The organism is Microbacterium sp. CFBP 8801, assembly GCF_014839455.1.
GTDB lineage: Bacteria > Actinomycetota > Actinomycetes > Actinomycetales > Microbacteriaceae > Microbacterium.
Window position 1 is genome coordinate 20,790 of sequence record NZ_JACYNU010000007.1, and the last position, 19,149, is coordinate 39,938.

17 protein-coding genes are annotated in these 19,149 nt (G+C 68.1%); 13 read left to right on the plus strand and 4 right to left on the minus strand.

Annotated elements, in window-relative coordinates:
* Positions 1-10: 10 nt before the first annotated feature.
* Together IFR11_RS09870 and IFR11_RS09875 are read right to left on the minus strand one after the other, a co-directional pair.
* The gene (locus tag IFR11_RS09870) at positions 11-517 is read right to left on the minus strand and encodes a low molecular weight protein-tyrosine-phosphatase (RefSeq protein WP_055832465.1); all 507 of its coding nucleotides are present in this window, start codon (positions 515-517) and stop codon (positions 11-13) included.
* A gap of 34 nt (positions 518-551) precedes the next feature.
* Entirely contained in the window at positions 552-956 is a 405-nt protein-coding gene (locus IFR11_RS09875; RefSeq protein WP_055832467.1) for a phage holin family protein, read from the minus strand.
* 120 nt (positions 957-1,076) lie between these two features.
* On the opposite strand from IFR11_RS09875, the gene IFR11_RS09880 reads away from it, so the two are divergent.
* The 4 genes from IFR11_RS09880 to IFR11_RS09895 all read left to right on the plus strand — a co-directional run bounded on the left by IFR11_RS09880 (position 1,077) and on the right by IFR11_RS09895 (position 5,747).
* Positions 1,077-2,153, plus strand: coding sequence for a histidinol-phosphate transaminase (locus IFR11_RS09880; RefSeq protein ID WP_191916045.1), 1,077 nt, complete (start codon positions 1,077-1,079; stop codon positions 2,151-2,153).
* A gap of 96 nt (positions 2,154-2,249) precedes the next feature.
* The gene (locus tag IFR11_RS09885) at positions 2,250-3,380 is read left to right on the plus strand and encodes a thiamine pyrophosphate-dependent enzyme (protein ID WP_055832470.1); all 1,131 of its coding nucleotides are present in this window, start codon (positions 2,250-2,252) and stop codon (positions 3,378-3,380) included.
* Positions 3,377-4,354 carry an alpha-ketoacid dehydrogenase subunit beta gene (locus IFR11_RS09890; protein ID WP_055935016.1) on the plus strand — a complete coding sequence of 326 codons (978 nt, stop codon included), beginning with the start codon at positions 3,377-3,379 and terminating at the stop codon, positions 4,352-4,354. The genes IFR11_RS09885 and IFR11_RS09890 overlap by 4 nt, the downstream gene beginning before the upstream one ends.
* A 79-nt stretch (positions 4,355-4,433) precedes the next feature.
* Positions 4,434-5,747 carry a 2-oxo acid dehydrogenase subunit E2 gene (locus IFR11_RS09895; protein WP_191916046.1) on the plus strand — a complete coding sequence of 438 codons (1,314 nt, stop codon included), beginning with the start codon at positions 4,434-4,436 and terminating at the stop codon, positions 5,745-5,747.
* 723 nt (positions 5,748-6,470) lie between these two features.
* On the opposite strand, the gene IFR11_RS09900 is transcribed toward IFR11_RS09895, so the two are convergent.
* A complete protein-coding gene (locus IFR11_RS09900) occupies positions 6,471-6,686 on the minus strand; it encodes a hypothetical protein (protein WP_191916047.1) in 216 nt (71 codons plus the stop codon).
* Between the two features lie 578 nt (positions 6,687-7,264).
* Here IFR11_RS09900 and IFR11_RS09905 point away from each other — a divergent pair.
* From IFR11_RS09905 to IFR11_RS09945, 9 genes are all read left to right on the plus strand, one after another.
* A complete protein-coding gene (locus tag IFR11_RS09905) occupies positions 7,265-8,662 on the plus strand; it encodes a 3'-5' exonuclease (RefSeq protein WP_191916048.1) in 1,398 nt (465 codons plus the stop codon).
* The gene (locus tag IFR11_RS09910; protein WP_191916049.1) at positions 8,659-9,309 is read left to right on the plus strand and encodes a DarT ssDNA thymidine ADP-ribosyltransferase family protein; all 651 of its coding nucleotides are present in this window, start codon (positions 8,659-8,661) and stop codon (positions 9,307-9,309) included. The genes IFR11_RS09905 and IFR11_RS09910 overlap by 4 nt, the downstream gene beginning before the upstream one ends.
* Positions 9,310-9,363: 54 nt before the next feature.
* On the plus strand, positions 9,364-11,022 hold the full coding sequence (locus IFR11_RS09915; RefSeq protein WP_191916050.1) for an ADP-ribosylglycohydrolase family protein: 1,659 nt from the start codon (positions 9,364-9,366) through the stop codon (positions 11,020-11,022).
* A gap of 716 nt (positions 11,023-11,738) precedes the next feature.
* Positions 11,739-12,074, plus strand: a complete 336-nt coding sequence (locus IFR11_RS09920) for a helix-turn-helix domain-containing protein (RefSeq protein ID WP_191916051.1) — start codon at positions 11,739-11,741, stop codon at positions 12,072-12,074.
* Positions 12,075-12,413: 339 nt separating this feature from the next.
* Positions 12,414-13,847, plus strand: a complete 1,434-nt coding sequence (locus IFR11_RS09925) for an SIR2 family protein (RefSeq protein ID WP_244630707.1) — start codon at positions 12,414-12,416, stop codon at positions 13,845-13,847.
* A 323-nt stretch (positions 13,848-14,170) separates the two neighbouring features.
* Positions 14,171-15,073: a MetQ/NlpA family ABC transporter substrate-binding protein gene (locus IFR11_RS09930; RefSeq protein ID WP_191916052.1), complete on the plus strand. Its 903-nt coding sequence runs from the start codon at positions 14,171-14,173 to the stop codon at positions 15,071-15,073.
* Positions 15,070-16,095: a methionine ABC transporter ATP-binding protein gene (locus tag IFR11_RS09935; protein WP_191916053.1), complete on the plus strand. Its 1,026-nt coding sequence runs from the start codon at positions 15,070-15,072 to the stop codon at positions 16,093-16,095. The genes IFR11_RS09930 and IFR11_RS09935 overlap by 4 nt, the downstream gene beginning before the upstream one ends.
* Before the next feature lie 53 nt (positions 16,096-16,148).
* Positions 16,149-16,748, plus strand: a complete 600-nt coding sequence (locus IFR11_RS09940) for a methionine ABC transporter permease (protein WP_206755303.1) — start codon at positions 16,149-16,151, stop codon at positions 16,746-16,748.
* Between the two features lie 229 nt (positions 16,749-16,977).
* Complete coding sequence (locus IFR11_RS09945) at positions 16,978-17,394, plus strand: DoxX family protein (protein WP_055935001.1); 417 nt, start codon at positions 16,978-16,980, stop codon at positions 17,392-17,394.
* Positions 17,395-17,740: 346 nt separating this feature from the next.
* On the opposite strand, the gene IFR11_RS09950 is transcribed toward IFR11_RS09945, so the two are convergent.
* Positions 17,741-19,066 (minus strand): aspartate aminotransferase family protein, encoded by a 1,326-nt coding sequence (locus IFR11_RS09950; RefSeq protein ID WP_191916055.1) that lies wholly within the window; start codon positions 19,064-19,066, stop codon positions 17,741-17,743.
* Between the last annotated feature and the right edge of the window lie 83 nt (positions 19,067-19,149).

Sequence of the window (19,149 nt, forward strand, 5' to 3'; positions counted from 1 at the left end):
CGCGAACGGGTCAGCCCGCGGTACGGATGGCGGGCTCGAGCTGTCGGAACAGGGCTCGGCTTGCGCGTTCGATCATACCGAGCACCTCGTCGAACATCGGGGCCCCGGCGTAGTACGGGTCGGGCACGTCGAGGGTGTCGGCATCGGGGAGGAACGACTGCAGCAGCGCGATCTTGTCGGCCGCGTCGTCGTCGTGCGCCCAGCCGCGCAGCACGCGCTCGTGGCTGCGGTCGAGCGCCACGACCAGGTCGTTGTGCTCGAAGTCGGCGTACTGGAACTGCCGCGCGCGGTGCGAGGAGCCGTCGTAGCCGTGGCGGTCGAGGACCGCGAGGGTGCGGTGGTCGGCGCGCTCGCCCACGTGCCAGTCGCCGGTACCGGCCGAGCTGGAGGCCACGCGTGACGAGAGCCCCGAGATTTCCGCGAGATGGCGGAACACCACGTCGGCCATGGGGGAGCGGCAGATGTTGCCGCTGCACACGAACACGACGCGGAAGGGCGCGTCGGCACTCGCGGTCATCCCCCCATCATGGCGGGGAAGCGCTTTCTGCGCATCAGCGGCGTGAGCGCTCTTCTTTGCGCGGGCGCAGCAGCCCACCGAGGATGGCGTTGATGATGCCGATGAGCAGGGCCGCGACGGCGGTGAGCCAGAACTCGCCGGTGCGCAGGCCCCAGTCCCAGTTCTCGGTGATGACGGCCGTCAGCCACAGCAGGAATCCGTTGATGACGAGCGAAATGAGTCCAAGCGTGAGGATGTAGAGCGGGATCGCGACGAACTTCACCACCGTGCCGATGAGGGTGTTCACGAGCGCGAAGATGAGCCCGACCACCAGCACGGTGAGGGCGACCTGCAGGGCCTCGCCCGGCGCGAACGGAATGAGCCGCACCTGTAGGGCGGGCAGCAGGGTGACGATCCAGATGGCGAAGGCGTTGACGGCCACGCGAACGACGAAGCGCATGCCTCCACCTTGGCACGGACGGGGCGCTGCGCCCGGGACCGATCCCGCTCCGCGGGCTGTGGAGAAGCCGTCGAAAGAGGGGACTGACGCGCGCGGGGGCCTCGCGGTTAGGCTCGCGGGGTGAGTGACGAGCCGGTTCTGCCCCGTATCCGCCCCGAGATCGCCGCGCTGCCGGCGTACCGCCAGGGGCGTCAGGCCAGCCCCGACGCGTTCAAGCTGTCGAGCAACGAGAACCCGTTCGACCCGCTCCCCGGGGTGCTCGAGGCGATCCAGGGGGCGACCGGCATCAACCGGTATCCGGATGCCACGGCCGCCCGCCTGCGCGAACGTCTCGCCGCACGCCACGGCGTCTCGCCCGACGACGTGCACGTCGGCGCCGGCAGCGTGTCGCTGCTCGCACAGCTGCTGCTGGCGACCTCGGGTCCCGGCGACGAGGTCGTGTACGCGTGGCGCTCGTTCGAGGCCTACCCGTCTCTGGTCGCGGTCGCCGGGGCGACGAGCGTGCCGGTGCCGCTCACCGCGGACTTCCGTCACGACCTGCCCGCGATGGCCGCCGCGGTCACCGATCGCACGCGCCTGATCATCGTGTGCAGCCCGAACAACCCGACGGGCCCCACCGTCACCCACGACGAGTTCGCCGCCTTCGTTGACGCCGTACCCGCCGACGTGCTCATCGTGCTCGACGAGGCCTATGCGGAGTTCGTCACCGACCCGGCGTCGGTCGAGGGCGACCGCGTGCGCGCGATCATCGCCCGCCCCAACATCGTGGTGCTGCGCACCTTCAGCAAGGCCTACGGTCTGGCGGGCCTGCGCGTCGGATACGCCATCGGCCACACACGTGTGCTCGACGCCGCGCGCAGCACCGCCATTCCCCTGTCGGTGACGGCCGCCGCCGAAGAGGCCGCGCTCGCGAGCCTGCGCGCCGAGTCGGAACTGCTCGAGCGCGTCACCGTCATCGCCCAGCGCCGCGACGGTCTCGTCGCGCGTCTGCGCGAGGCGGGCTGGCCGGTGCCCGACGCCCAGGGCAATTTCGTGTGGCTCCCCGCCGGGGAGCGGGCGGTCGAGGTCGCGGCGGCGTTCGAAGAGGCGGGTTTGGTCGTGCGTCCCTTCGCGGGCGACGGCGTGCGCATCTCGATCGGTGAAGCGGAGTCCCTCGACCGCATCGTCGAGGCTGCGGCCTCCGTCGCTCCGCGCTGACCGGGTGCGGCGTTTGTCGGTATCGAACCCCGAATCGCGGCATCCGTTGTGCACCTCATGCGGTCCTCGGCATAAGGCGAGCATTAGCGTGGGAGCATGACCCCGCTCGATGACCCCGCTCTCGTGCGCGTTCTCGCCGCCGACGGTTCGCTGGCCCCCACGCCCGCAGCCGAGCGCTATCTGCCGCTCATCGACGCGCTGACCGACGCCGAACTCGAGACGTTCTACCGCGACATGGTCTCGATCCGCGCCTTCGACGTGCAGGCGACCAACCTGCAGCGTCAAGGGCAGCTCGCCCTGTGGCCCCCGTCGTTCGGTCAAGAGGCCGCGCAGGTCGGTTCCGCCCGCGCCGCGCGGGCCCAGGACCACCTGTTCCCCTCGTACCGCGAGCACGTGGTCACCCGCATCCGCGGCGTCGACCCGCTCGACATCATCCGCCTCATGCGCGGACTCACCCACGGCGGGTGGGACCCGACCGACCCGAAGAACGGCAACACACACATCTACACGCTCGTGCTCGGCGCGCAGACGCTGCACGCCACGGGCCTGGCGATGGGCCTGGTCTTCGACGGCAAGAGCGGCACCGGCGACCCCGAGCGCGACGAGGCCGTCATCGTCTACTACGGCGACGGTGCCTCCAGCCAGGGCGACGTGCACGAGGCGATGGTGTTCGCCGCGAGCTTCCAGACCCCCGAGGTCTTCTTCCTGCAGAACAACCAGTGGGCCATCTCGGTGCCCGTCGCCACCCAGTCGCGCTCGCCGCTGTATAAGCGCGGCGAGGGGTACGGCATCCCGAGCCTGCAGGTCGACGGCAACGACGTCCTCGCCAGCTACGCCGTGTCGAAGCTCGCCCTCGACGAGGCCCGGGCCGGTGGCGGCCCCCGCGCGATCGAGGCGATGACCTACCGCATGGGCGCGCACACCACGAGCGACGACCCCACCAAGTACCGCACCTCCGACGAGGAGCAGTCGTGGGGCCGGCGCGACCCGATCGTCCGCATGCGCGCGTTCCTCGAGGGCCGCGGCGCCTCGCAGCAGTTCTTCGACGACGCGGATGCCGAGGGCCGGGCGCTCGCCGACGACGTGCGCACCCGCACGAACGAGCTCGGCGGCCTGCCCCGGGTGCACATGTTCGAGAGCGTCTACTCCGAGGCGCACGCGCTCATCGAGTCGGAGCAGCGCTGGCTCGACGACTACGAGACGTCGATGGACGGGGGCGCGAAATGACTGAGAACCTGCCGATCAGCCGGGCCCTGAACGCAGGCCTGCGCCGCGCGCTCGAAACCGACGACCGCGTACTGCTCATGGGCGAGGACATCGGGCCGCTCGGCGGCGTCTTCCGCGTCACCGAGGGGCTGCAGAAGGACTTCGGTCCGCGCCGCGTCATCGACTCGCCCCTGGCCGAGTCGGGCATCGTCGGCACCGCGATCGGCCTCGCGATGGGCGGGTTCAAGCCCGTTCTCGAGATCCAGTTCGACGGCTTCGTCTTCCCCGCGTTCGACCAGATCACCTCGCAGTTGGCGAAGATCACGAACCGCCACGAGGGCGGCGTGCGCATGCCCGTCGTCATCCGCATTCCCTACGGCGGACACATCGGCGCGGTCGAGCACCACCAGGAGAGCCCCGAGGCGTACTTCACGCACACCCCGGGCCTGCGGGTCGTCAGCCCCTCGAACGCCAACGACGCGTACTGGATGATGCAGCAGTCCATCGCCTCGCCCGACCCCGTCATCTTCCTCGAGCCCAAGGCGAAGTACTGGCAGAAGGGCCAGGTCGACACCGAGGCCCCCGCGCTGCCGCTGCACGCCAGCCGCATCGTGCGCCGCGGGACCGATGTCACCCTCGTCGGTCACGGCGCCATGGTCACCACCCTGCTGCAGGCGGCCGCGCTCGCCGAGAGCGAGGGCACGAGCTGCGAGGTCATCGACCTGCGGTCGCTCTCGCCGGTCGACTACGGCCCGCTGCTCGACTCGGTGCGCCGCACCGGACGCATGGTCTACGCGCAGGAGGCACCGGGCTTCACCTCGCTCGGTTCCGAGATCGCGGCCACCGTCATGGAGCGGGCGTTCTTCGCCCTCGAGGCCCCCGTGCTGCGGGTGTCGGGCTTCGACGTGCCGTTCCCTCCCGCGAAGCTCGAGGGCACGTACCTGCCCGACGCCGACCGCATCCTCGAGGCCGTCGACCGGTCTCTCGCCTACTGACCCGCTGCCCTCCCGCCCGCCGGAGCATTCCGTTGCGGCGTCGCCGGTGACAAGCTGGCTCCCGAGCAAAGGACACACCGTGACCGAGCAGACCTTCGTTCTCCCCGACGTCGGAGAAGGCCTCACCGAGGCCGAGATCGTGCAGTGGCGCGTCGCCCCCGGCGACACCGTCGAGGTCAACGACGTGATCGTCGAGATCGAGACCGCCAAGTCGCTCGTCGAGCTGCCCTCGCCCTTCTCGGGCACGGTCGGAGAGCTCCTCGCCGTCGAGGGCGCCACCGTCGAGGTGGGCGTTCCGATCATCACCATCGGCTCCGCGGATGCCGCGCCCCCGGCCCCCGCGGCCCCCACCACGGTGCCCGAGCCCGACGACGCCGGCGGTGCCGTGCTGGTGGGTTACGGCACGGGCGGAGCGGTGTCGTCGCGGCGTCGCGCGCCCGCGGAGCGTCCGGTCAAGGCATCGGTCGGTGTGGTCGCCAAGCCCCCGATCCGCAAGCTCGCGCGCGACCTCGGCGTCGACCTGTCGGCCGTCACGCCCAGCGGTCCCGCGGGTGAGGTGACCCGCGACGACGTCGTGAAGCACGCCGACCAGGCCAGCGTCTTCCGCAACATCGAGACGCCGGCGTGGGGCGAAGTGCGCGAAGAGACGATCCCCGTGCCCGCCCCCGCTGCCCCGGCGCCGGTCGCCGACGCCCGCGAGGAGTCGATCCCGGTGCGCGGAGTGCGCAAGGCCACGGCCAACGCGATGACCTCGAGCGCCTACTCCGCCCCGCACGTCTCGGTATGGGTCGACGTCGACGCCTCGCGCACCATGGAGTTCGTCAAGCGGCTCAAGGCCTCGGCCGACTTCGCCGACGTGAAGATCTCGCCGCTGCTGATCATGGCGCGTGCCGTGATCTGGGCCCTGCGCCGCACCCCGATGATCAACGCCGCCTGGGTCGACACCGAGGACGGCGCGCAGATCAGCGTGCGTCACTACGTCAACCTCGGCATCGCCGCCGCCACCCCGCGCGGCCTGCTCGTGCCGAACATCAAAGACGCGCAGGCGATGAACACGCGCGAGCTGGCCAAGGCGCTCGAGAACCTCACCCTCACCGCGCGCGAGGGCAAGACGAGCCCGGCCGACCAGACCGGCGGAACGTTCACGATCACGAACATCGGCGTCTTCGGGGTGGATGCCGGTACCCCGATCATCAACCCGGGTGAGGCCGGCATCATCGCCCTGGGCGCGATCCGCCAGAAGCCGTGGGTCGTCGACGGCGAGGTGCGCCCCCGCTGGGTGACCACCGTGTCGGGGTCGTTCGATCACCGCGTGGTCGACGGCGACGGGATCTCGCGGTTCATCGCCGATGTGGCATCCGTGCTCGAGGAGCCGGCGCTGCTGCTGGACTGATACGAGACGTCCCGGTAGACGAACAACTGTCGCTCGAATCTGATCTACGCCACGGTAACTTCTTCGGATGCGCCTTTCCGATCCAGACGGTTCTTACGGGCGAGACACTTGGGCTGCACTTCTGATGGATGAGACTCATTGGCCCTGTCCGGTTCCGGCCAAGCTATGCGACGGCTGGCTCGGCTCTCCGTGCGCCAACCCTGACGCTGAAGTAGCCCGGATATCCGCCTCGAACCTTTGCGCTGCGATGGGCTCTCGCAGCCCCAAGAACCTTGCTGCCGCCGCTGGCGTCGACGAGAAGAACATTCGGAAAGTGTTGTCTGGTCAGTCCTGGCCCGAGCCTCGTACGATTACCCGACTGGAGCGCGCACACGAAGCCCAGCTCTACCGGCATATCAGCAGGGAATCCGATCCATCTCCTCACGACTAGGGAGAAACCGGTCGGGTTCGAGGACTGGCGCCGGGCACAGTCTCCGCCTCAGCGCCGGGCGATGAGCGCGAGATGCTACTGCTGCGTCTCCGGTACACGGCAGCCAATCCGGGGAGGTCGGAGGTACCCTCGGCGTCACGCCCCTACCGGGGTCCCGCAAATGACACGGGAGCGGCAGACGCCCGCTTTCGGCGGTTCGAGCGAACGCGTGATTACAAGAGGACCAGGTTTAAGGGTTGATTCCCTCGGGCAGGAAATTAAACCCTCGCGCAAACTGGTGAAAGCGGCGACTCTCAGGGCTGACGGGTACTCGCCTGCTCACCCGCGGGGGCTTCGGATTCGGAGATGGTTTGTTTTGCGGCCTCTTCCGTCATCATCTGCTTCGCCCCGCCACGCTTGCGTAGCGAAACCACGGTGATCACGATGGTACCAAGCGCCAAGACCGAGTTCAGGGCGATAGTGAACGGGCTGATGGTGAAGAAGAGCGGGTCGCCTTCGCCGACGCTCACAGACTCATTTGCAACGACGCTGCCGGCGGCGTCTTTGTCACCTCTACGAACTGGCGTCAACTGAGCGAAACCCGCACCCGCTAACGTCCGATTTCCTGCGCGGCGGTACCGGCCCATGGCAGGAAGTCTGGGGCGAGAGCTTCGAAGCGGAGATGAGAGCGTGGGACGCGATGCTGCACAGGTTCGCTCGGGCGCAGTAGTTCCTACCGGTGCGCCCGTCTGCCCGAAATGACTTACTCGCCGACGGAAATCGCATGCATGCAGACGGTGCAGCACGGCTGACAACTCCGGGGGCGTTGTTTCCTCCTCCTGTGAGAAGGCGTACTCGTCCATGTGGGCAAGGTTGAGAACATGCCCGCTATACCAGTCGGTGGTGCGATTCAGCAGTTGCATCTCCCTGATTCCTGGCGCGCGGGGTGCGCGCCTTACGACCTATATGCGCGGCGGCTGCACCTTTTGAGAACACACCTGAACGGTCGTGCGCACCGCCGGTGCGAATGCACACCGGGGCCTTCTGTAAAGATGTTGCTGATCCGCGTGTCCTTGCAGGGCCGTGTTACTCAAAGGGGAGACGAACAATGAGACTGCTTCCGCAGGTGAAACTGACGCCGGAACAGCTCCCTCTGCTGGCGGACAACCAGCCAGGGGTGATGGTGATCCGCGGTGCCGCTGGCAGTGGTAAGACCACGACGGCGCTGATGCGGCTCAGCCAACTTTGCATCACGCGACTTCAGCGACGCACCCGCCTGGGTATCCACCGTCCTGTGCGAGTTCTGGTCCTCACCTTTAACCGCACCCTCGAGGGGTACGTGCGGGCCCTTGCTGAGGAGCAGGTGACCAGCTCCGCTGACCTCGAACTGACCGTCACCACGTTCAGCAGGTGGGCGAAGTCGTTGTTGCCTCATACCTACTCGCTCAACCCTGAATACGCCGACTCGGTCCTTAAGCGACTGTGCGCGGCTTTCGGGGGAGATGCCGACTTCCTCTTCGACGAGGTGCAATACCTGCTCGGTCGGTTCCCTGCGTCGGAACTCGAGTCTTACGTGACGGCTCGGCGCGACGGGCGCGGCACGTCGCCCCGGATGGAGGATGATACCCGCCGTCGGCTGCTGCGCGACGTCGTTGAGCCCTACCGGCAGGCGAAGGCGGCGGCGGGGGTGGCTGACTGGAATGACCTCGCGGTGGCCGCAGCCGTCGCGGCCCCGGAAGACGTGTGGGACGTCGTCATCATCGACGAGACGCAGGACTTCTCCGCCAACGAACTCCGGGCGATGCTCGCACATGCCGACGAGGACGCCTCAGTGACTTTCATAATTGATGCCGCCCAGCAGATCTACAAGAAGGGATTCACCTGGAAGGAGGTCGGCGTCGAAGGTCAGCTCGTGCGGACCCTCAAGGCGAACCACCGGAACACGCAGCAAATTGCAGCTTTCGCGCGCCCCCTCGTCACGGGGCTAAGCGTCGGCGCGGATGGTCTGCTTCCCGACCTCACCTCCACAACCCGCACCGGCCCCGAACCCGTCGTGCTCGCCGGCAAGTACAACGCTCAACTGGCGTGGGCGCTAAAGAACGTGGTCGGCAAAGCGGACCTGGCGACAGAATCGGTCGCGTTCCTGCAGTTCTGGGGTGGGGCGTGGAGCACGACCCTCACCGACGGCCTGACCGCGGCGAAGGTCGACTGGGTTCCGTTGACCCGCAAGTCCGTCTGGCCAGGCGGGGAGGAAGCGGTCGCAGTGTGCACACTGCATTCCGCGAAAGGCCTGGAGTTTGACCACGTGGTGGTGCTTGGCCTCAACAGCCAAGTCACGCCCCACGGTGCGGACGAGGATGACACGGACCTCGACGGGCTTCGTCGCCTGCTGGCGATGGGGATCGGTCGCGCACGGAAGACCGTCACCCTCGGATACAAGCCGGGGGAGGCCTCGAAGCTGGTCAGCTACTTGGATCCTGCCACGTTCCAGGCGGTGTCGGTGTGACCCCCTCGGAACGTGCGCGGGAGCGCGGCGTCACGGAGTTGTTGCACTTCACCACGAGCCGGGGTCTAATCGGCATGTTTGCGCAAGGACTGGTGTACAGCCGCGACCAGCTGAGCGAGGAGCAGTACCTCGAGAACGTGATGATCCTAAACTCGCCCGACCGGTCACGGGACGCGGCGTGGACCGACTGGGTCAACCTATCGGTCAGTCAGGTCAACTCCACCTTCTTGGGGCACTCGCACCGCTGGCACGCGGATGACGACGTCTGGTGGGCTTGCCTGTCTTTCGCCATCGACATCCTCGACCACCCCGGCGTCTGGTTCTGCACGGGAAACAACGCGTACCCGGCGACCGAACGAGCCCAGGGGGTAGGAGGGTTCGAAGCGCTGTTCGCTCCGACCGTCTACTGGGGCAACTGGAGAACGCCAAAAGACCGCGCCCCCGGCATGTCGGACCACCTCCCGACCGACCCGCAAGCCGAAGTGCTCTATCCGAAGGCGCTTAGCCTTGAATTCCTTCAAGCGATCTATGTGCCGGAGGACGAGCTGACCGACGACGTCGCGGGCATCATCGGCATCGTCGACCCGCACTCCCCGGCCGATTTGGCAGCCGTGCCATACAGCGCGCGGCCGGAGGTCTTCCAGTGACCTTCGAAGTGACCTCCACCGGCTGTACCGTGGTGAACCGTGGACACAACGCGAATGGCTGAGGTCGCAAGGCCGGGCGCTCGCCCTGATTACCGGGATCGCGTGACGGCGTCGATGCTGTGGGCGGCCTGGGCCGACGCCGTCGGGTTCATCTCCGAATTGACGGACGAGTCCGGTCTTCGCCGCCGCACCGACGGGCGGCCGCTGGACACGTCGATGGACTGGAAGCGTCGAGTCGGAGGCCAGTACGGCGTCCAGGCCTCGCTTCCGGCCGGCACGTACTCCGACGACACCCAGCTGCGCCTCGCTGTCACCCGGTCGATCTCCGAGCATGGCTTCGACGTTGAAGCGTTCGCCCGCATTGAGCTTCCGGTGTGGCCGGCCTATGCCCTAGGTGGCGGGCGGGCATCGCGCGCTGCAGCGGCAGGAATGGCCAAAGCCACCGCGACCTGGCACACGAATTTCTATGACGGGTGGACGAAGGCCGGCGGCAACGGGGCGGCGATGCGTATTCAGCCGCACGTGTGGGCCGGTGGCCTGGACGACACCTACATCGTCCCGGTGCTGCGCGACGTCGTCGTGACCCATGGCCACCCTCGCGCAATTGTCGGCGCGGTGCTGCATGCGGTGGCCCTCGCTTTCTCACTGCGCCAGCGGCACGCACCCGCGGTGAGCGACTGGGCGTCCCTGGTGAACGCGACCCATCGAGCTGTGCGGTTCTTCTCGGACGACCGGGACCTGGCCAACATCTGGGTGCCCGCCTGGGAGCGGGAGGAACAGCGGTCCTTCGAGCAAGCCTGGGGGGAAACCGTCGACGAAGTCGCCGAGCTGCTCACCGCGGGGGACCGGTTTGTCACTGAGATTCATCGTGACGGGGCGGACAGCGTCGAGGCATACCGGCGCATGGTCGAGAAGATGGGGCTGACTGACAAGCGAACTCTCGGCAGCGGGACGGCTTCGGTCACCGCCGCTATGGCGGTGGCCGCGGCGTACCCCAATCGGCCTGCGGAAGCGACGGTCCTCGTGGCCAACGCAGTCGGTACGGACACGGACACCATCGCGACCATCACCGCGGCGATGGTCGCGGCGGGCGCGCCCGCTGCGCTGCCGGGCCCGGTGCAGGACGAGCAGTATTTGCGCCAGGAGGCGGCGCGATTGGCATCCATCGCCGAGCACGAGCCGACGCGCTCTTTCGCCTACCCAGACACCCTAAAGTGGCGACCGCCGCAGTCGCAGCTGGACGCGGTCGGCACCGCAGCTGGGGGACTCGTGCTCGCTGGCCTTGCATGGTTGGAACCCCTTGATGTGCCCCTCACCTCAAAGGATGCGGGCTGGTCGTGGATGCGCACAAGCATCGGGATGACGGTCCTGGTCAAACATCGCCTCGAACCGCGGCCCCTCCCCGCGGGGAACCTGCCGTCGCTCAGGACAACCCCGGAGGGGGCGGTGCGGCGCGCACCAGATGGGACGTACGAGACCCTCTTCGACGATGACGAGCCGGCCACCCCGGAGCCCGAGGCCGAGCTCGAACCCGCGCCGCAGCCCCCGGCGCCCGTGTCAGCGAGCCTAGACACAGTGTTCCAGCGACTCATCGACGACGGTGCAGATGACGCCCGCGTGGGAAACGCACTCCGCGAGGTCGCGCGCCACGGGACTCGAGACCAGTTCGCTGTCCTGACCGGTCAACTGTGGGCACTCTTGCGCGAGCAATAGAGCAACTTCAGGTTGCCGCCCCGATGCCCCACGTGCCGCGCCATGCGCCTCTCCTCGTGCAGCCGCTTCTAAGTGTGCAGTGAGCACCACAGGGACGCAGGCATGGTCTTTTCGTTCTTCGCCGGATAGGTGTGACGTTAGGCGGTTGCGCGCTCGGTGGTCGCCCGTGCCTCTCGTCTGCGGCGAGCGTCGCAACGCTCGCCGCAGCGCGTACGCCGCGCATAGGCGACTCGAAGGAGACAACGCTCACTCAAACAGGTTGGACGGAACCAGACACGAATGCATGGGAAGCGGCGGACTTCGTCGAGGAGAATCAGCTCAAAGCCGCGGTCGGGGATCTCAGCCGCGAACGAGCAGCCTTCCTCAAGGCAATCTGGCTTGGCGGGCGCGACGTAGACGTGGGGGCCAGCGAAACGCAGCGTGATTGGAGGAACTAAACGTCGGCTACGACCCGAACGAGCAGTCGGCGGCCGGCTGGCTACGCGCTCAGCAGGAAGAGGCCCGCGTGGGGACGATGGCGATGGCGCAGCGCACGCCTCGACCAAGCGATGCCCGGATGGCCTCTGGTTTGAAGCTGAAGGTTGATGGCGTGCTGGTGGCGCGGGGACCGACGGGTGCAGCCTCCAGGCCATCTGCCGCTAGCCGCTGACGTGGGTAGTAATTTATCCAGGAAAGCCATTCAGGGGGCAGAAAGTATCACCAGAGGCAGGCGAGAAGTGGCGGCGACCGGCGCGGCCGAGGACGCGATCATCGTCCTCGGGCAGCACATCCGACTGGCCCGCCTGGCTCGAGGGATTACGGCCGAGCATCTCGCGGGCTCCGCGGGCATCACTCGAAAGAACCTGGCCGCGATCGAGAGCGGGAGTGCTGCGGTCAGCATCGGGAATGTCTTCAACGTCGCGACGATCGTGGGCGTGCCGCTGGTCAACGGGGTGATGGGCGCCCGTTGCGCCTCATCCGCGGGGTGTCCCGCGTTCCCCATGCTGGCCACGGCCGGTAAAACGCGACTAAGCCCTCCACGAAGGGTTCTTAGAAATGCCGTCCCTGCGTAGCGGTGGCGCGCCCGCGGCGTGCGGCACCCACCGTCTACAGACTGATCGCCGCCAACGCCATGCCGGAGGAGAGGGCCTCGTCGTGCTGGCGGCGACGTGCAGGCTCGTGCGCGGCAGTACCGTGCTGCGCGGCATCGGCGGCCCCTCCTCATCCGCCGCCTGTGGTCGAATCCGGCGGAGCGGCACAGGAGGTCGCGCCTAGCGCGCATTGGACGCCGAGTCCAGGCGATGAGCCGGGGGCTGCGGGACGACGGACGGATTTGCGACGCCTGTCGCATCTTATGCACAGGTCGGGCCAGAGATCACACCCCATCGTGTTCGTTGGGGCATGCTGTTCCCATGAGCGCACCGGATCTATCGGCGGAGTTGATGTCGACCTTCCGCGAGTGCGGCGCCGAGAAGCACACCACTTTGCTGCTCGGGGCTGGCGCGTCAACGACGTCGGGGCTGCCCGGCTGGGATGAACTGGTGACGAGGCTCCTCGTCGGGAGTAAGGCGGTCGCCGATGAACGTGCTGCTTCCCTTCTTCTCGACCGCCAAGACCCGCTGATCGTTGTCGAAGCTGCGAAAGCGGAGTTCGAACCACATCAGTGGGACACCAAGGTGCGCGCGGCGCTCTATGCCGGAGTGACATCGCTCTCCTCATCGGCCCTGCATCTCGCCGTTGCCGCTCACGCGTTACAGGGCAAGGCGGACGACACAAGCCTGGCGACCCTGAACTTCGACACGCTCCTCGAGGACGCCCTCCGCGAGGTCGCGCTCGTCGACGTCGTATCCGTCAGCGACTCGCACGAGCGGCCGGCTGGGTACGCCGTTCATCATCTCCACGGTGTCGTAGACCCCACCGGTTCATCAGATGTCATCCTCACATTGACGGACTTTCTCGAGGTGCTCGCCGCGAGCGACGCCTGGCAGAAGACGTACATTCGAGACGCGTTGGCGCGCGGTGCGCTCATCATCGCGGGCACGTCCTACCGAGACCCGGACGTTCGTCAGTGGCTCCATGCCGCGGGCAAGGAAGCTCCGGAGGGTCACGCGGCCCTCGTCCTTCTTGCCCGTCAGGGCTTCGCGGTGTCGCGCTCGGAGTTCATCGATCTGCAGGGAGCCTTGGAACGTCAGTGGCGCGCGGTCGGCCTGACGCCGGTTCTCCTCCAGGACCACGCGGACGCCGCCCAGGTGATACGTGAACTCAGATATGTCAACCAGCCCGGGTACCTCGCACCGCAGGAACGGGCTGAACGCTTGTGGCGCATTCATCGGGATCGCTTCGAGTCGCTGCAGAAGCGATATGTCGCGGCTCTGAGATCGGACCTACTTCGGATGAAGTCGGCTCTCGATGTCGAAGAGCTCAACGTCACGCTGTGGCTGGCCGACGGAGCCGGGACCCTTGTGCGTTGGGCATCAGGCGACCGCGTTCACCTTGACCATGATGGCCTGCGCTCTGTCGAGATCGGCTTCGACAGCTCGTGGATCGCGGGCAAGGCGCTGGGAACGGATAACGTGCTTATCCAGGATCTCGATGAGGCGCTCATTCGCCGCTGGAAGTCGGTTCTCGCGACCCCTGTCATCGTCGAGTTCCCGGACCATCCACCCATGACGGTGGCCGCGCTGACGATCGGCCTCCCCGACGGTGCCGAACGCTTCGAACGATCGACCGTGATGTGGCAGGACGCGTTCTCCGACCTTGCCAACGAGTGGGGCGCGCGAATCGGAGATGCCCTGACCGACGGCGGGGGCGGTAGCATCGACAGAAGGGAAAGCGAGAGTCCGTGACGAACAACAGCAGCTCCTTCCAGAGCATCGGAAACGGTGTGTATCGCGTAGGCGGCGTGAAGCGGGACGCCATCACCGGTCGGTTCCTCACCGGGTCGGCCGCAGTGTCTCGTAAGTCAGGTGCCGCGGAGCGCGACGTCTCGGGGAAGCGCCAGACGCCCCCTTCTCGCTGACGCCGCCCGTCCGACACCGAAGGGTGCCGTCGCCAGTGCCCCGTACCCTCGGTGATCGGCTTCGTCCACTCGGTTACCCCGCGTGACACCCCGTGACCACGCGTAACGCCTCGACTTCGGCATCCACGGCGCGCGTGATGACGTGGTCCCATGACTTCACGCCGCACCGCACGCCTGGCCACGATCCTCGGCGCCTCCACCGCAGCCCTGCTCTTCGCCCTCACCGGGTGCGCCGGGGGAGCGGCATCCGGCGACGACTCCTCGCGCATCGTCCTCGGCGCCGATGACGGCACCGAAGCGCACTGGACGGTGCTGAAGCAGAAGCTCGCCGAAGAGGGCATCGACCTCGAGGTGCGCACGATCAACGACGGCGTGCAGCTCAACCAGGGCGTGCAAGACGGCGAGCTCGACGTGAACCTCTTCCAGCACCTCATCTACCTGTCGCAGTTCAACGTCGAGAACAACGGCACCCTCGTGCCGGTGGGGGCCACCGCGGTCTACCCGCTCGCGTTGTACTCCGAGCAGTACACCGACGTGAAGGACCTGCCCGAGGGCGCCAAGGTCGCGATCCCCAACAACCCCACCAACCTCGCCCGCGGTCTGCTCAACCTGCAGACGGCGGGGCTCCTCACCCTGAAGGACGGCGGCAGCGCCCTCTCGACGCCGGCCGACATCGTCACGACCAAGGTCGAGCTGCTGCCCGTCGACACGAACCAGACCGTCACGGCGCTCAAGGACGGCAGTGCGCAGGCCGCGATCGTGAACAACACGCAGGCGCAGAAGGGCGGGCTCGGCGACGAGCTCATCATCTTCAAGGAAGACCTGAACAACCCGCAGCTCGCGCCGTACATCAACGCCTTCGTCACGCGCGACGACAAGAAGGACGACCCCCGCTGGGAGAAGCTCGTCACGGCGTATCACAGCACCGAGGTCGAGGCGGCGGTCACCGAGCTCAACCAGGGCAACCTGCAGTTCAAGGCGGACTGGACCGCCGCCCAGCTGCAGGAAGAACTGACCAGCCTCGAGGACGCACTCAAGGCCCAGAACGGATGACCGCGGTCATCGAGCTGCGGGGCGTCTCGAAGAGCTTCCGCACCGATCGCCGCTCCACCACCACGGCCGTCGACGACGTGTCGCTGCGTGTGGAGGAGGGGTCGATCGTCGGGGTGATCGGGTACTCCGGTGCCGGCAAGTCGACCCTCGTGCGGCTGCTGAACGGCCTCGAGCAGCCGACGTCGGGCACCGTGGAGGTGCTCGGCGTCGATGTGGGGGCGGCATCCGAGGCGAAGCTGCGCGACCTGCGGCGCCGCGTGGGCATGATCTTCCAGCAGTTCAACCTGTTCACCTCGCGCACCGTCGCGGCCAACGTCGCCTATCCGCTGAAGGTGGCCGGGTGGAACAGAGCCGATCGCGACAAGCGGGTCGCTGAGCTGCTCGACTTCGTCGGCATCGGCGACAAGGCGAAGCAGTACCCCCGGCGCCTGTCGGGCGGGCAGAAGCAGCGCGTCGGTATCGCCCGGGCGATCGCCACCGACCCGCGCATCCTGCTCGCCGACGAGGCGACCAGCGCCCTCGACCCGCAGACCACGGCCGAGGTGCTCGACCTGCTGCGCGAGATCAACCGGCGTCTCGGCATCACGATCGTCGTCATCACGCACCAGATCTCGATCGTGCACGAGCTGTGCGACCAGGTGATCGTCATGGACGGCGGTCGCGTCGTCGACAGCGGCGACACGTACCGCGTGTTCGCGCACCCGCGCGCCGACCTGACCAAACGGTTCGTCGCCGCGGTGACGCAGGGCGTGCCCTCGGGCGAGGCGCTGGCCGCGCTCGCCGCGGGTGGGGGAGACCTGGTCAGCGTCGAGGTGAACGAGTTCTCGAGCGAAGACGTCTCGAACGTCTTCCACCGCCACGACGCCCGTCACTCGGTCGTCTACGGCGGGGTGACCGACGTGCTCGGCCGGCAGCTGGGCACGCTCACCTACCGTGTGCACAGCGACGATCTCGACGCCGTGGTGGCGGAGCTGCGCGCGCACACCGACGTCGTCCTGCCCGCGCGGGAGGTGCGCTCGTGAAATGGGAGACCCTTACCCCGGTTCTGCTGCAGTCGATCGGCGAGACGGTCTACATGGTCGCCGTGTCGCTGCTCATCGCGGGCATCGCGGGGCTGGTCATCGGCGCACTGCTGTACGCCACGCGTCCGGGCAACGTGTTCGCCAACCGCGTGGTCTTCGCGATCGCGAACCTCGTGATCAATCTGATCCGCCCCATTCCGTTCATCATCTTCCTCACCGCGGTGGCCCCGGTCACGCGTGCGGTGACGGGAACGACCCTGGGGACGGATGCCGCGATCGTGCCCATCACGATCATGGCGACGGTCGTGATCGCCCGCGTGGTGGAGCAGAACCTCGTCGCCGTCGACCCCGGCACCGTGGAGGCTGCCCGCGCGGTCGGCGCCCGGCGGATCGGGGTGCTGTTCGGCGTCGTGATCCCCGAGGCGCTCGCGCCGCTGATCCTCGGGTACACGTTCATGTTCATCGCGGTCGTCGACATGTCGGCGATGGCGGGCTACATCGGCGGCGGCGGGCTCGGAAACTTCGCCATCATCTACGGCTACCAGCAGTTCAACGCGCAGGCGACCTGGGTGACGGTCGCGATCATCGTCGTGATCGTGCAGGCGGGGCAGCTGATCGGCAACGCGCTCGCGCAGCGGATCCTGCGGCGCTGAGCTCGGGGCTCGCTCTCGCCCGGTGAGCGCGCCCGCGGCCGTCGCACGGTGCGGCCGCGGCATCCCCGTCCCGTTGAGTGTCCACGACACGCCGTCACCCGGCGTGAGCCTTCGGCGTTTTGTGGACACTCAACGTGGTCCGGCTGAGTGGCTCGCTTCCGACGGGGAGGCGGTGACGCCGGGTCGTCAGGGCGAGCTCGACCGGGGGGCTCCGGCTTACCCTCGGAGGATGAGCCTGCCCCGCACCCTCGCCCGCTGGCTGCTCGGTGCCGCGCTCGTGTTCACCGGCACCGCGCACCTCTCGTTCGCGCGCGACGAGTTCGTCGCTCAGGTTCCGTCGTGGCTTCCGCTCCCGATCGACGTCACGGTGGTGGCATCCGGGGTCGTCGAGATCGCGCTCGGACTCGCTCTCCTCGTCCTCCGCCGCCGCCGCGTGGCAGTCGGCTGGATCGTCGCGGCCTTCTTCGTCGCGATCTTCCCCGGCAACATCGAGCAGTTCGTCCGGGGCACCGACGCGTTCGGCCTCGACACCGACCTGGCCCGCGGCATCCGTCTGCTCTTCCAGCCTCTGCTGGTGATCTGGGCCCTGTGGTCGACCGGAGCGTGGAAGGCCTGGCGAACCCGGCGACGAGCCCGCGGGCGCTGAGTCGCGGTCGGGCGCGCTGATCTCCGCGTTGCTCGACGCGCCGCGTGGTCGCGGCATCCCCCACCCTGTTGAGCGTCCAAGACAGGCCGCTTCGGCCTTGCGCGTGCGGCGTGTTCTGGACACTCAATGTGAGGTGGGCGCGGCGCGGTGACGCGGCGGTGCGGAGGCGTTGAGCGTCCAAGACACGCCGCTTCGGGCCTTGCGCGTGCGGCGTGTTCTGGACACTCAACGTGAGGTGGGCGCGGCGCGGCGCGAGCGGCGCGGAGGCGTTGAGTGTCCAAGACACGCCGCGCCGGACCGGGCGACCGCGGCGTGTCCTGGACGCTCAACCCCGAGGGGCGCGGCGTCAGCCGCGCGCGCCCTCGGCCTTCAGCACCTCGGCCAGCACGTCGAGGCCGCGGTGGGCGTCGGCATCGCCGATGACGGCGGGCGGAACGACGTGCACGCGGTTCTCGGCGAAGAAGCCGAGCACGCCCTTCTCGAGCATGGCGGCCTTGATCGCGCCGATGCGCGCGGCGGCGAGCGGCTCGCGGGTGTCCCGGTCGGCGACGAGCTCGACGGCCCAGAACACTCCGAGACCGCGGACCTCGCCGACCAGCGGCGACTCCTCGGCCAGGGTGCGCAGGCGCGGGCCGATGACCTCGTCGCCGATGCGCCGCGCGTTCTCGATCACGCCCTCGTCGGCCATGGCCTGCTGGGCCGCGACGATGGACGCTGCCGCCAGCGGGTGTCCGGAGTACGTCAGCCCGCCGGGGAAGACGCGGTCCTCGAAGGTCTGGGCCACGGCATCCGAAATCACCACTCCGCCGACGGGTACATAGCCGGAGTTCACGCCCTTGGCGAAGGTGATCAGGTCGGGTCGCACGTCGAAGGCGTCGAAGGCGAACCACTCGCCCGCCCGTGCGAAGCCGGCCATGACCTCGTCGAGGATGAGCAGGATGCCGTAGCGATCGGCGATCTCGCGGACCCCGGCGAGGTAGCCGGGCGGGGGGACCAGGATGCCGGCGGTGCCGGGGATCGTCTCGAACAGGAACGCAGCGATCGTGTCGGGCCCCTCGGCCTGGACCGTGCGCTCGAGGTGGCGCAGTGCCCGCTCGCACTCCTGCTCGGGCGTCTCGGCCCAGAACTCGGAGCGGTAGAGGTAGGGACCGAAGACGTGCACGTGGCCGCGGGAGTACTCGTTCGGCATCCGTCGCCAGTCGCCGGTGGCGACGATGGCCGCCCCGGTGTTGCCGTGGTACGAGCGGTAGTGCGACACGATCTTGTCGCGGCCGGTGGTCAGCCGCGCCATGCGGATGGCGTTCTCGTTGGCGTCGGCACCGCCGTTGGTGAAGAACACCTTCGAGAAGCCCTCTGGGGCACGCTCGAGCACGAGCTCGGCGGCGTGCGCGCGCATCTCGTTCGCGTGCGCGGGGGCGACGGTGGTCAGCTGCGCCGCCTGCTCCTGGATGGCCGCGACGACGCGGGGGTGCTGATGGCCGATGTTGACGTTGACCAGCATGCTCGAGAAGTCGAGGTAGCTCCGGCCGTCGGCATCCCACACCTCCACGCCCGAGCCTCCGGCGAGGGGGAGCGGAGCGAGGGTGCGCTGAGCGGACCACGAATGGAAGACGCTCGAGCGGTCGCGCTCGCTGATCTCGGCGTTTCGGGTCGTCGTGAGGGGAGTGGCCATGCCCCCAGTGTGCGACGCCGGGGGCACACGTCGGCAGCGCCGTTTTGTCGGTAATGTCGGGGAACGATCGACAGTTTGGCCCC

What these genes read in the sequence shown, in the direction of transcription:
- IFR11_RS09950 (WP_191916055.1), bottom strand. Translation starts at nt 19,066, where the DNA reads ATGGCCACTCCCCTCACGACGACCCGAAACGCCGAGATCAGCGAGCGC.
- IFR11_RS09935 (WP_191916053.1), top strand. Translation starts at nt 15,070, where the DNA reads ATGACCGCGGTCATCGAGCTGCGGGGCGTCTCGAAGAGCTTCCGCACC.
- IFR11_RS09875 (WP_055832467.1), bottom strand. Translation starts at nt 956, where the DNA reads ATGCGCTTCGTCGTTCGCGTGGCCGTCAACGCCTTCGCCATCTGGATC.
- IFR11_RS09940 (WP_206755303.1), top strand. Translation starts at nt 16,149, where the DNA reads ATGGTCGCCGTGTCGCTGCTCATCGCGGGCATCGCGGGGCTGGTCATC.
- IFR11_RS09930 (WP_191916052.1), top strand. Translation starts at nt 14,171, where the DNA reads ATGACTTCACGCCGCACCGCACGCCTGGCCACGATCCTCGGCGCCTCC.
- IFR11_RS09905 (WP_191916048.1), top strand. Translation starts at nt 7,265, where the DNA reads ATGAGACTGCTTCCGCAGGTGAAACTGACGCCGGAACAGCTCCCTCTG.
- IFR11_RS09945 (WP_055935001.1), top strand. Translation starts at nt 16,978, where the DNA reads ATGAGCCTGCCCCGCACCCTCGCCCGCTGGCTGCTCGGTGCCGCGCTC.
- IFR11_RS09890 (WP_055935016.1), top strand. Translation starts at nt 3,377, where the DNA reads ATGACTGAGAACCTGCCGATCAGCCGGGCCCTGAACGCAGGCCTGCGC.
- IFR11_RS09925 (WP_244630707.1), top strand. Translation starts at nt 12,414, where the DNA reads ATGAGCGCACCGGATCTATCGGCGGAGTTGATGTCGACCTTCCGCGAG.
- IFR11_RS09885 (WP_055832470.1), top strand. Translation starts at nt 2,250, where the DNA reads ATGACCCCGCTCGATGACCCCGCTCTCGTGCGCGTTCTCGCCGCCGAC.
- IFR11_RS09915 (WP_191916050.1), top strand. Translation starts at nt 9,364, where the DNA reads ATGGCTGAGGTCGCAAGGCCGGGCGCTCGCCCTGATTACCGGGATCGC.
- IFR11_RS09870 (WP_055832465.1), bottom strand. Translation starts at nt 517, where the DNA reads ATGACCGCGAGTGCCGACGCGCCCTTCCGCGTCGTGTTCGTGTGCAGC.